Source organism: Rhodococcus phenolicus (genome assembly GCF_001646785.1).
Lineage (GTDB): Bacteria > Actinomycetota > Actinomycetes > Mycobacteriales > Mycobacteriaceae > Rhodococcus > Rhodococcus phenolicus.
This window is the reverse complement of sequence record NZ_LRRH01000065.1, coordinates 48,145-59,338: the sequence shown is the minus strand read 5'-3', so window position 1 is coordinate 59,338 and position 11,194 is coordinate 48,145. Positions and strand designations below refer to the sequence as shown.

Annotated in this window: 12 protein-coding genes and 1 pseudogene; 2 read left to right on the top strand and 11 right to left on the bottom strand. The window is 70.0% G+C overall.

Features of this window, described 5'->3' with window-relative positions; all coding sequences use genetic code 11:
* The 6 genes and pseudogenes from A8G15_RS18715 to A8G15_RS18690 all read right to left on the bottom strand — a co-directional run.
* A pseudogene (locus A8G15_RS18715) lies at positions 1 to 310 on the bottom strand (signal recognition particle-docking protein FtsY); the annotation flags it as partial.
* A 31-nt stretch (positions 311 to 341) separates the two neighbouring features.
* Positions 342 to 4,007 carry a chromosome segregation protein SMC gene (gene smc / locus A8G15_RS18710; RefSeq protein ID WP_082899996.1) on the bottom strand — a complete coding sequence of 1,222 codons (3,666 nt, stop codon included), beginning with the start codon at positions 4,005 to 4,007 and terminating at the stop codon, positions 342 to 344.
* A gap of 22 nt (positions 4,008 to 4,029) precedes the next feature.
* Positions 4,030 to 4,323, bottom strand: coding sequence for an acylphosphatase (locus A8G15_RS18705; RefSeq protein ID WP_245687896.1), 294 nt, complete (start codon positions 4,321 to 4,323; stop codon positions 4,030 to 4,032).
* A 9-nt stretch (positions 4,324 to 4,332) separates the two neighbouring features.
* Positions 4,333 to 5,250, bottom strand: a complete 918-nt coding sequence (locus A8G15_RS18700; protein WP_068162882.1) for an SMP-30/gluconolactonase/LRE family protein — start codon at positions 5,248 to 5,250, stop codon at positions 4,333 to 4,335.
* A gap of 48 nt (positions 5,251 to 5,298) precedes the next feature.
* The gene (locus A8G15_RS18695) at positions 5,299 to 5,736 is read right to left on the bottom strand and encodes an OsmC family protein (protein ID WP_068162880.1); all 438 of its coding nucleotides are present in this window, start codon (positions 5,734 to 5,736) and stop codon (positions 5,299 to 5,301) included.
* A gap of 35 nt (positions 5,737 to 5,771) precedes the next feature.
* Positions 5,772 to 6,509 (bottom strand): GAF and ANTAR domain-containing protein, encoded by a 738-nt coding sequence (locus A8G15_RS18690; protein ID WP_068162878.1) that lies wholly within the window; start codon positions 6,507 to 6,509, stop codon positions 5,772 to 5,774.
* A 119-nt stretch (positions 6,510 to 6,628) separates the two neighbouring features.
* On the opposite strand from A8G15_RS18690, the gene A8G15_RS18685 reads away from it, so the two are divergent.
* Both A8G15_RS18685 and A8G15_RS18680 read left to right on the top strand, forming a co-directional pair.
* On the top strand, positions 6,629 to 7,354 hold the full coding sequence (locus A8G15_RS18685; RefSeq protein WP_068162875.1) for a GAF and ANTAR domain-containing protein: 726 nt from the start codon (positions 6,629 to 6,631) through the stop codon (positions 7,352 to 7,354).
* A 9-nt stretch (positions 7,355 to 7,363) separates the two neighbouring features.
* Positions 7,364 to 7,708: a hypothetical protein gene (locus A8G15_RS18680; protein WP_082899994.1), complete on the top strand. Its 345-nt coding sequence runs from the start codon at positions 7,364 to 7,366 to the stop codon at positions 7,706 to 7,708.
* A gap of 21 nt (positions 7,709 to 7,729) precedes the next feature.
* On the opposite strand, the gene mutM is transcribed toward A8G15_RS18680, so the two are convergent.
* From mutM to A8G15_RS18655, 5 genes are all read right to left on the bottom strand, one after another.
* Positions 7,730 to 8,596, bottom strand: coding sequence for a bifunctional DNA-formamidopyrimidine glycosylase/DNA-(apurinic or apyrimidinic site) lyase (gene mutM, locus A8G15_RS18675; protein WP_068162872.1), 867 nt, complete (start codon positions 8,594 to 8,596; stop codon positions 7,730 to 7,732).
* 6 nt (positions 8,597 to 8,602) lie between these two features.
* On the bottom strand, positions 8,603 to 9,385 hold the full coding sequence (rnc, locus tag A8G15_RS18670) for a ribonuclease III (RefSeq protein ID WP_425415107.1): 783 nt from the start codon (positions 9,383 to 9,385) through the stop codon (positions 8,603 to 8,605).
* A gap of 28 nt (positions 9,386 to 9,413) precedes the next feature.
* On the bottom strand, positions 9,414 to 9,596 hold the full coding sequence (rpmF, locus tag A8G15_RS18665) for a 50S ribosomal protein L32 (protein WP_003939052.1): 183 nt from the start codon (positions 9,594 to 9,596) through the stop codon (positions 9,414 to 9,416).
* A 2-nt stretch (positions 9,597 to 9,598) separates the two neighbouring features.
* The gene (locus tag A8G15_RS18660; RefSeq protein WP_245687895.1) at positions 9,599 to 10,213 is read right to left on the bottom strand and encodes a YceD family protein; all 615 of its coding nucleotides are present in this window, start codon (positions 10,211 to 10,213) and stop codon (positions 9,599 to 9,601) included.
* Positions 10,214 to 10,323: 110 nt separating this feature from the next.
* Entirely contained in the window at positions 10,324 to 11,082 is a 759-nt protein-coding gene (locus A8G15_RS18655) for a DivIVA domain-containing protein (RefSeq protein WP_068162862.1), read from the bottom strand.
* Positions 11,083 to 11,194: the final 112 nt, after the last annotated feature.

Below are 11,194 nucleotides of genomic sequence, written 5' to 3'. Positions count from 1 at the left end.
GCTTCGGCACGGGTGCCGGCGCCGGCGGGGCCTCGGTGACCTCCTCCGGAAGCTTCACTGTCGGAGGTTCGGGACGCGGCGCGGGCCGCTCGACCGGTTGCGGCGCCGTCGCCGTCGACCCCTGACTGAACGAGAATCCGCTCTGGGCCTTGTACCCACCGGATCGGTCCTTGGGTTCGGCCTCGAGCTCCGGGGTCGGCGTCGACGTCAGCGACACCTGCCGCCTCCGGTACAACGTCAGACCGACGACGAGTGCGACGAGGACGACCGCCAAGACGGCCGCGATGATTATCCAGGCTGCGGTACTCACGCACCCATACTGTCAGGCCCGACCGCCGGATTCAGGCGCGGGGAACGAGTTCCCCGCCGCCGGCGTTCTCCTCGGCCGTCTCCACCCCTGCCCGGCCCACATTCGGGCCACCCACATCCTGACCACGCAGCCGCTGCGAGATCACGCGGGTGATTCCGTCGCCGCGCATGCTCACGCCGTACAGCGCGTCGGCGACCTCCATGGTCGGCTTCTGGTGAGTGATCACGATCAGCTGCGACTTCTCCCGCAACTGTTCGAACAGGCCGATCAGGCGCCGCAGGTTCGTGTCGTCGAGGGCTGCCTCCACCTCGTCCATCACGTAGAACGGGGACGGCCGGGCACGGAAGATGGCGACGAGCATCGCGACCGCGGTCAGCGACTTCTCGCCACCGGACAACAGCGACAGCCGCTTGACCTTCTTGCCCGGGGGCCGCGCTTCGACCTCGATGCCGGTGGTGAGCATGTCCGACGGGTCGGTGAGCACGAGCCGGCCCTCGCCGCCGGGGAACAGTTTCGCGAAGACCTGCTCGAATTCGCGTTCCACGTCGGCGTACGCCTCGGTGAACACCTGGAGGATGCGCGCGTCGACCTCCGCGACCACCGACAGCAGGTCCTTGCGGGCGTTCTTGACGTCCTCGAGTTGCGTGGCCAGAAAGTTGTAGCGCTCCTCGAGGGCCGCGAACTCCTCCAGGGCGAGCGGATTGACCTTGCCGAGGGTCGTCAGATCCTTCTCGGCCCGCTTGGCGCGGCGTTCCTGGGTGGGCCGGTCGTACGGGACGGGCTGAGGCGCGACGACCTGTTCGCCGCGTTCGCGGGCCTGCTCGTACTCGGCGATCTCCAGCGCGCTGGGGGGCAACGGGACATCGGGACCGTACTCGGCGATCAGATCGTCGAGCCCGATGCCGTGCTGTTCGAGGATCGTCTGCTCGAGCTGTTCGATGCGCAGTGCCGCCTGGGCGCGGGCCACCTCGTCACGGTGCACGGCATCGGTGAGCTGGTCGCGCTGCGCGGTCAGGTCGCGGACCAGTTCCTTGACCCGCTCGAGTTGCTCGGCGCGTTCGGCGCGCTGACGGGTCAGGGTGTCGCGGTGTTCGAGCGCCTCGGCGACGACCTCGTCGAGGTGCGCGGCGACGCGTGCGCCGGCCTCCGCGACTGCCGCGGCGACCGCCGCGGCCTGCTGCCGGGCGCGCATCGCCCGCTCGGCGCGGGCGCGGGCTTCACGTTCGGCCTGCGCTGCGCGGCGCATCGAGTCCGCCTTGCCGCGCAGCGCCTCGGCACGTTCCTCCGCGGTACGCGCGGCGAGGCGGGCTTCGACCTCGACGGCCCGGACCTCGGCGAGCGCCGCAGCCGCGACTTCGCGTTCGGCGGCCGTGGAGTCGGTGCCCGTGTCGTCGCCGGTGCCGGACTGTTCGTTCTCGGCCAGACGCAGACGTTCCTCGAGCTCGACGAACTTCTCCCGCGCCGCGTCCCGCTCCGTTTCGGCCTCGGCGCGCTGGGATGCGAGCCGGTCGGATTCGGCGTGGGCGTTGCGCGCGGCCTGTCCGAGCCGGCCGAGCTGCTCGTACACCGCGGACATCTCGGCGTCCGACTCGTTGAGTGCGGCGAGGGTCTGTTCGGCGATCTCGGTGCGCGACGCCTGCTCGGCGAGCGCACCGGCCAGGGCGGCGATGAGATCCTCGGAGCGGCGGGTGGCCTGCTCGAGTCCGCGTGCGGAGGTGTCGATCGCCGCCTGGGTCTCGAGAGTGCTGGGTGCGCGGTCGGAACCACCCAGCACCCAGCCGGCACCGGCCAGAGCGCCGGTGCGGGTGACGGCACGCAGGTCCGGGCGCCGCGCGCACAGCTCGGTCGCAGCGGCGAGATCGTCGACGACGACGGTGCGGGCGAGCAGTGCGTCGACTCCGCCTCGCAGGTCGTCGGCACAGTCCACGACGTCGCGGGCCCACCGCGCCCCGGCCGGCAGACCGCCGCCGCTCCCGGGGCCGGCGACACCGGCGGCGACGAATGCGACGCGGCCCTGGTCGGCGTCGTCGAGAGCGGCGACCGCGGCGAGGGCGGCCTGGACCGATTCGGCGGCGATCGCGTCGGCAGCGGGACCGAGCGCCGCCGCGATCGCGGTCTCGAAGCCGGGTTCGACCTGCAACCGTTCCGCGAGGGGGCCGAGCAGACCCGCGTCGGGCCGGTGTTCGAGCAGCCAGGCTGCGCCGTCCTTGCGTTCGAGGCCCATCGACAACGCCTCGATGCGGGCACCGAGGGACGCGACCTCCTTGCCGGCGGCACGTTCGGCGTCCTGTAGCTCCTTGACCCGTTCGTCGGCGAGGCGCAGGGCCTCGAGCGCACGTTCGTGCTGGGCGTCGGCGTCGACCTCGCCGGCGTCGAGGTCGTCGATGCGGGACTGGGCGGTCTCGAACTCGGCCTGCGCCGCGACACCGCGCAGGCGCGCCTCCTCGATGGCGACGGTGAGCCGCGCGACCTCGGCGTCGATGGATTCGGCGCGGGTGCGCATCGTGTCGACCTGGCCGGACAGCCGGGCGAGTCCTTCGCGGCGGTCGGCGACGGCCCGCACCGCGGCCAGGTGCGCCCGTTCGGCGGTGGCGGCCGCTTCCTCCTGCATCGCGAGTTGTTCGCGAGCGGCTTCGAGGGTGCCGTGCGCGATCTCGACGGCCTCGAGGAGTTCGGCTTCCTCTTCCGCGATGCGATCGGCGCGCGCCTCCATCTCGTCGGGGTCCTGCCCGGCCCGGGTCACGGGCGCCTCGTCGAGGTGGCGGGCTCGTTCCTGCGCGATGCGCACGGTCGCGCCGAGTCGTTCGGCGAGCGCGGACAACCGGAACCATGTCTGCGAGGCCGCTTCGGCCCCCGGGGTCAGCCGCGCCACGGCCTGCTCGTGCCGGGCGAGTTCGGCGTTCGCCTCGTCGAAGGCGGCCAGCACATGGTCGAGGCGTTCCCGCACAATGCGTTCCTGCTCGTCCTGTCCGGCGAAGTCGCTGCGGCGGGTGACCAGATCGTCGGCGGCCAAGCGCAGCCGCGCGTCGCGCAGGTCGGCCTGGATGGTCTGGGCGCGCCGCGCGACCTCGGCCTGGCGACCGAGCGGTTTGAGCTGACGGCGCAGTTCGGCGGTCAGGTCGGTCAGGCGCGCGAGGTTGGCCTGCATCGCGTCGAGCTTGCGCACCGCCTTCTCCTTGCGACGGCGGTGCTTGAGGACTCCCGCGGCCTCCTCGACGAATGCGCGGCGATCCTCGGGGCGCGACTCGAGGATCGCGGACAGCCGTCCCTGCCCGACGATGACGTGCATCTCGCGGCCGATTCCGGAGTCGGACAGCAGTTCCTGCACGTCCATGAGCCGGCACGAGCTGCCGTTGATCTCGTACTCTCCGGCACCGTCGCGGAACATGCGGCGGGTGACGGACACCTCGGAGTATTCGATGGGAAGCGCGCCGTCGCTGTTGTCGATGGTCAGGGTGACCTCGGCGCGACCCAGGGGCGGGCGTCCCGCGGTGCCGGCGAAGATGACGTCCTGCATCTTGCCGCCGCGCAGCGCCTTGGCGCCCTGCTCCCCCATCACCCAGGTCAGGGCATCGACGACGTTCGACTTCCCCGAACCGTTGGGTCCGACCACGCAGGTGATGCCGGGTTCGAAACGCAGAGTCGTCGCGGACGCGAAGGACTTGAAGCCCTTGAGCGTCAGACTCTTCAAATACATGAGGAAAAACCCTACCCGGGCGCTACCGCTCGGCGAATCCGGTCAGATCGCCGCGCGCCGGATCCCACGATTCGACGACGAGCCGCACCTCGCCCGGGGTCTGCCCGGAACGCAGCCAGCCGAGAAGCTGCTCGAGTGCGGGACGCGGGCCTTCGGCGATGACGAGCACGCGCCCGTCCGGATGGTTGGTGGCATGTCCGACGAGCCCGAGTTCGAGTGCCCGGGCGCGGGTGAACCACCGGAATCCGACGCCCTGCACCCGGCCGTGGACCCACGCGGTCAGTCGTTCGGCCGGGCCGGTTGCAGGGGTGTTCACCGGTGTCTCCTATTCGTCGGCGGGCTGTGCGGTGCCGGGGTGCGCTGCGCGGACGGTGCCGTCGAACCCGGTGGTGTAGATCGTGTCCGGGTCCCAGCCCGGTCCGTTGCCGAAGGCCACCGACGAGACGAACGGGATGCCCTCGGCGACCCGGCAGCTCTCGCCGGTCTGCGGGTCGACGCGGAGGATCGCGCCGGCGAGGTTCAGCGCGATGTACAGCGCGCCGTCCGGGCCGAGTGTCAGGTCGTCCGGTGCCTGCAGCAGTCCCGGACCGGGCAGATCGATGCTGCGGACCGGACCGGTGAGGTCGGTGGCGGCGAGCACGTGCAGGCGGTTGACCGCTTCGAACGTGGTGACCGTGTACACGGTGTCGCCGTCGACCTCGATGCCGTTGACCGAGCCGAGGTCGGTGCGCAGCACGGTGGCCTCACCGCCGTCGCCGGCCGCGCGGCTCAGGCCGACGGCGCCGATGTCGCGGGAGGTGAGCAGCGACCCGTCGGGCAGCACCCCGAGACCGTTCGGCATGACGATCCCGGTCGCGACGGTGCGGCGTTCGCCGGTGTCGAGATCGATCGTGTCGATCGTGCCGTCGGGCGTGTTGTTCAGGCCGGACGCGGCGGTGTTGCCGACGTTCAGGTAGGTGGTGGCTCCGTCGACGACGATGCCACCGGGCCCGGTGACGTCGTCGAGGACCGTACCGACCGTGCCGTCGGAGGCGACGCGCCGCAGAGCGCCGTCACCGGCGAGCGCACCGCCGGAGACGAGCAGCCCCCCGCGCCCGTCGAATTCCAGATTTTCGAGCACCCCGAGCCCGGACGTCACCGTGCTCACGGTGCGCGGTGCGCAGGCCGTAGTGCCGGCGTTCGCGGTCGGCACCGCGATCATCGCCGAAACGGTCGCAGCCGCAACCCCGACCGCGATCCGCATCGTGTGTTCCCCCACTGTTCCCCCTCGAAATCCACCGACCGTGGCCGCTCAGGCGTCCGCGGTGATCGTCAGGCTCACCTTCGTGCCGGCCTTGAGAGTACGGCCGACCGTGCACACCTTGTCGACGGACCGCTCGACCAGCGTGAGCAGACGCTGCTGGGCGTCTGCGTCGAGTTCCGACAGGTCCAGGACCATCTCCTCCTCGAGGTGCGGATACACCTCGTTCTCCCGGTCCGCGGCCCCGGACACCTTGATGGTGGCGTCGTAGTCGTCGCCCAGCCGACGCGACAGCGGGAAGTCCGAGCTCATGCCGGAGCAGGCGGCAAGCGCGATCTTCAGCAGCTCACCGGGAGTGAACACGCCCTCGACGGTCTCGGAGCCGATGAGAACTTCGGCGCCGCGAGAGCTGCGTCCCGTGTAGCGGCGGGTGCCGGTGCGCTCGACCCACAGTTCGGTGGTCGGGGTGTCGGGAGTCTGATCAGCCATGGCACGAATCCTGCCACGGCACACCGACGGCTCCGTCACCGAGGATCGTCGGCGGCCGTCCACTCGACCGGCGGGGGCGAAGCGCGGTCGGGTCCGGCGGCGACGAGTTCCTCGGCGATCCGCACCACCGCGATGTTGCGTTCCTGCGACAGCCGGCGCAGCAGCTCGAACGCATGCACGGCGTCGATGTGGAATCGCTCCATCAGCATGCCCTTGGCCTGGCCGATCGTGTCGCGGCTCGCCAGGGCGGAGGTCATCTCCCGGTGGGCCGACGCCGCGGCGGACGCCAGGGCGGCGTGGGTGCCGAGCATCTCGGCGGTGGCTTCGTCGGAGCGGTCGAATCCTGCCGCGCGGAAGCTGTACAGGTTCAGTGCCCCGAGGGTCGAGCGCTGGCTGTACAGGTGAACCGTGAGCATGCTCAGGACTCCGGCCTCGACCGCGGCCCGCGCGTATCGGGGCCACCGCGTCTCCTCGCGCAGGTCGTCGGCTCGGACCGTCATGTCCCGGGTAGCGGCATCGAGGCACGGACCTTCCCCGAGGGCGACCTGGACGGCGGCCAGTTCGGCCGGCAGGGCCGAAGTCGCTGCTTTCGATTCGAATCGCCTGCGACCGCCGACGACGAGAACGTCGGCGCAGTCGGCGCCCGGAATCAGCTCCACGGCAGCCTCGGTGACCCGCCGGAGAACCTCGTCGACGTCGGCGGGGACTGCGAACTCCCGGGCGAGCTGGGCCATGCGGGGTCCCAGGTCCTCCGGTTCGGTGGAAACAGCCATACTTGGATTGTGCCCTCGAACGGCGGCGCGGACCTGCCGGTCCGACACGTTCCGGCCCGGTGGATTCGGTGCGCGGTGCGCGGGGAACCCAGCGGCGGGAACACACTCGGAGGTGGACGATGACATCGAATCCGGAACCGATTCCGGACGAGTTGGCGGTCGTCTACGCCCGCATGTCCGGATTGCTTCTGTCGGAACACACCGTCGCGACAGTGCTCGAGCTGATCACCTCGCTCGCCAAGGACACGCTGCCCGGCTCGGCCGGAGCCGGGGTCACCTTGTTCTCCTCGGACGCGACCGCGACCACGTCCGCGGCGACCGACCCGATCGTCGAACACCTCGACGCGCTGCAATACGAACTCGGCCAGGGTCCGTGCCTGAGCGCCGCCCAGGAGCAGGTTGTCGTGCGCGTCGACGATCTGACGACCGAACGTCGGTGGTCGCAGTGGTCCGCCCGCGCCGCCGCAGAGGGAATGCGGTTGACGGTGAGCGCACCGTTGAACTCCGCCGGACGCCCCCTCGGCGCGATCAAGGCCTATTCGGTCCATCCGCAGACCTACTCCGCGACAAGCGAAGACATCCTGCAGCGTTTCTCCGCCCAGGCCGCGATCCTGCTCGCCAACATCCACACACTCAGCGACGCCGAGCAGCTCAGCGAGCGGCTCAAGCAGTCCCTGCGGTCCCGCGACACCATCGCCACGGCCAAGGGAATCGTCATGTTGCGCGAGCATCTCGACACGGATGCCGCGCTGCGGTGGCTGCTCGAACAGTCCGGGCGCCGTCGCGTCCCCGTCCAGCAGCTGGCCGCGGAGATCATCGCGTCCGTCGCCGGCGCCGTGGACTGAGGAGCGAGGATGCGGTACCTGCCCGACGGTGAACACCGGCACCGATTCCTGGCCGCTGTGCGCGCCACCGGACTGTCGCTCGAAGAGCTCTGGTTGCGGTACTTCGGTCTCGGCGGCGACGCCGGCAAGATCGAGATCGACGCGTATCTCAGTGGCCTGGCACCGTTGTCGTCGCTCCAGCACGATCTGCTGGCCCACGCGATCAACGAACGACTCGACGAGATCGCTCCCCCGCGCGCCCCCTACGCCGAGGAACTCCCCCGGAACTCGGATTCCCCGCCTCCGACCGAATACGAATTCGACACCGGTGACGGACCGGATGCCACACCCGGGACCGACGCCGCCCGCGACTGACCGGACGCGAACCGGGAAAGGTCAGATGCGTCGAATCCGCGGTCGCGGCTGGCACTTCGGGCAACTGTAGGACGAGCGGTTCATGAACTTCTCACGGCGGATCGCGGTGCCGCAGCGCGAGCAGGGCCGGTTCTCCTGGCCGTACACGTCGAGGGAGCGGTCGAAGTAGCCGGATTCTCCGTTGACGTTGACGTAGAGCGCGTCGAACGAGGTACCGCCCTGGGTCAGGGCCTCCCCCATCACGTCCCGCGCCGCGTCGAGCACCGTCCTCAGCTTGGGCCGTGACAACGTGTCGGCGATGCGGTTGCCGTGAAGCTGTGCGCGCCACAGGGATTCGTCGGCGTAGATGTTGCCGACGCCGGACACCACGGTCTGGTCGAGCAGCGCACGCTTGATCTCGGTGTGCTTGCCCCGCAGGACCTTCACGACGGCGTCGGCATCGAAGCTGGGATCCATCGGGTCGCGGGCGATGTGCGAGACCGGCACCGGCAGCAGATCACCGTCGACCTCGACGAGCGGCGCCAGAGCCCAGCCGCCGAAGGTCCGCTGGTCCACGAATCGAAGATCCGCACCGTTGTCGAGCACGGCGCGGATACGCAGATGCTTCTCGTCGGGCACCGACGGGGGCTGCACGAGCATCTGCCCGCTCATGCCCAGGTGCACGACCAACGCGAGATCGGCCGGTTCGAGCACCAGCCACAGGTACTTGCCGCGTCGCTGCACTGCCGCGACCGACTGCCCGGTCAGCTGCAGTGCGAGGTCGCGCGGGCCGGGTTCGTGCCGTCGCACCGCACGCGGATGCAGAACCTGCACGGATTCGATCGTCGCACCGAGCACGTGCTCGTGCAGGCCGCGACGGACCACCTCGACCTCGGGAAGTTCCGGCACCGCGGATCAGTTCTGTTCGGTGCCGGTCTCGCCCGACGCAGTGCTGTCCGACGCGGTCTCGTCCGCCTCGGATCCCGCGCCGTCGGTCAGCGACTGCCATGCGGTGGCCGCCGCCTTCTGCTCGGCTTCCTTCTTGGTGCGACCGATGCCGACACCCAGCGCGGAACCGCCGATGATGACCGTCGCCGTGAACTCCTTGTCGTGGTCGGGTCCCGTGGCGGAGATCTCGTAGACGGGGACACCCACGCCACGCTCGGCGGTGAGTTCCTGCAGGCTGGTCTTCCAGTCGAGTCCGGCGCCGAGTCGCGGACCTCGTTCGAGGAGGTCGGAGAACAACCGCAGCACGACGCCCCGGGCGACGTCGATACCGTGTTCGAGATGGACGGCGCCGAGCAGCGATTCCATGCCATCGGCGAGGATGCTCGCCTTGTCGCGGCCGCCGGTCAGTTCCTCGCCCTTGCCTAGCAGCAGGTGCACACCGAGACCGCCCTCACCGAGGCCCCGCGCGACCTCCGCGAGCGCGTGCATGTTCACCACGCTCGCGCGGATCTTCGCGAGTTCGCCTTCGGATCTGTCCGGGTGCGTGAGGTACAGCTTCTCCGTGACCGTGAGGCCGAGAACCGCATCGCCGAGGAATTCGAGGCGCTCGTTGGTCGGGAGCCCCCCGTTCTCGTAGGCGTACGACCGATGCGTGAGCGCCAGCCTCAGCAGTTCCGGGTCCAGAGTCACGCCGAGGGCGGCGAGGAGAGATGCGTGATCCTCCTCGCCGCCCACGGACGATGTGTTCATCGACTTGTTCGTCACGATGCCAACCGAATCAGACGGCAGCGGTCACCTGACGGCCGTTGTACGTGCCGCACGACGGGCACGCCACGTGAGGCAGCTTCTTCTCGCCACAGCCGCGGTTCGGGCAGGTGACGAGGGTCGGCGCAGTGGTGTTCCACTGGCTGCGCCGCGACCGGGTGTTGGAACGCGACATTCTGCGCTTGGGGACGGCCACGTCTACTTCTCCTCGTTGTTCTTGCTGTCAGGTGCACTGCTGGGTCCTTCGGATCCTGCGCCGATGGCAGCTGCCAACCCAGCCCAGCGAGGATCGATTATTTCATGCCCGTGCCCGGATTCCGCAATCGCCAGGCGAATGCCGCATTCGGGGCACAGTCCCGCACAGTCGTCGCTACACAACGGCCGCAGCGGAAGCTCCAGTCCGACGGCGTCGACGATGACCGGTTCCAGATCGATCTCGTCGTCCACCATCCGATAGATCTCGTCCTCTTCGGTGGTCTGCTCCGTGACGCTGTTCGGGTAGGCGAACAGCTCCGTGAGATACAGGTCCACCGAACCGGTGAACGGCTCGAGGCACCGCGAGCACTCGCCGACGGTGTCGGCGCGGACGGTGCCCGTCACGAGCACGCCCTCCGACACGGCTTCGAGTCGCAGATCGAGTTCCACGTCGGTGCCCTCTTCGATCGCGACGAGGTCGAGACCGATACGGGACGGCGACGGCACGACCCGGTTCACCGTTCGCATCGACCCCGGCCGACGGCCGAGGGAGATCACGTCCAGCACGAGACCCTCGTCCCGGGCGGGACGAGACGCACTGTGATGACGGGCAGACACTGGAACTCGCTTTCGGATCGACGGCACGAGGCCGCCTGGTTGTACTGGGCAACCCCCCAATGGTACGCGACGGGAGGTGCCCCGGCGAAATCCGGCCGCTCGGCGAGCGTTCAGCGACGCCGTTCGGCGCGCCAGTCCGCTTCCGCGTAGTCCGGAGCCCCGGAGGTGCGCAACTGCTGCCGGCCCCGCCCCACCGAACGCAGTGTCGTATCGAGGATTTCCTCGAAATCGGCGAGTTTGCGGTCGACGTACTCGTCGCACTCGGTGCGCAGGCGGTCCGACTCGGCGTGGGCACCGTCGATCACCCGGGCCGATTCGGCGTGGGCCGCCTGCACGACCTCGGTCTGCGACACCAGCCGTGCCTGCTCGGCCTCACCGTCGGCGACGGAGCGCTCGTAGGACGCCTTGCCGGACTCGATCATGCGGTCCGCCTCGGCGCGCGCCCGGCCGGTGACGGCCTCGTACTGCCGCTGGCCGTCGGCGATCGTGTCCTCGGCCTCGGCCCGGGCGTCACGGACGAGTTCGTCGGCGTGCGCCCGCGCCTCGTGCACCATCCGATCGGCCTGGTCCTTGGCGTCGGCGAGCATGCGATCGGCGTCCGCGCGGGCCTTCTCGAGCAGCGCCCGCGCCTCGTCGTCGGCGTCGCCGACGGTCTTGTCTGCGAGGGCGCGGGCGTCGCCGACGAGCCGGTCACGATGGTCGAGCACGTCCTGCGCGTCGTCGAGCTCGCCGGGAAGCGCGTCGCGTACGTCGTCGAGGAGCTCGAGAACGTCCCCGCGCGGTACCACGCAACTCGCGGTCATCGGAACACTGCGTGCTTCCTCGACGATCGCGACAAGTTCGTCGAGTGCCTCGAATACCCGGTACACGCCCAACCCCAATCCTCGTCCGACCCGGCCGGTGCGGCCGCGGCCAGCTGCCAGTCTGCCGCAGGTGCAGCGGTGCGGCTCGACGCGCGCGGGCGTGTCGGCGAACCGGTGC

Coding starts and splice junctions, on each gene's coding strand:
- smc (WP_082899996.1), bottom strand. CDS start 4,007: ATGTATTTGAAGAGTCTGACGCTCAAGGGCTTCAAGTCCTTCGCGTCC.
- A8G15_RS18700 (WP_068162882.1), bottom strand. CDS start 5,250: ATGCGGATCGCGGTCGGGGTTGCGGCTGCGACCGTTTCGGCGATGATC.
- A8G15_RS18695 (WP_068162880.1), bottom strand. CDS start 5,736: ATGGCTGATCAGACTCCCGACACCCCGACCACCGAACTGTGGGTCGAG.
- A8G15_RS18690 (WP_068162878.1), bottom strand. CDS start 6,509: ATGGCTGTTTCCACCGAACCGGAGGACCTGGGACCCCGCATGGCCCAG.
- A8G15_RS18685 (WP_068162875.1), top strand. CDS start 6,629: ATGACATCGAATCCGGAACCGATTCCGGACGAGTTGGCGGTCGTCTAC.
- A8G15_RS18680 (WP_082899994.1), top strand. CDS start 7,364: ATGCGGTACCTGCCCGACGGTGAACACCGGCACCGATTCCTGGCCGCT.
- rnc (WP_425415107.1), bottom strand. CDS start 9,385: ATGAACACATCGTCCGTGGGCGGCGAGGAGGATCACGCATCTCTCCTC.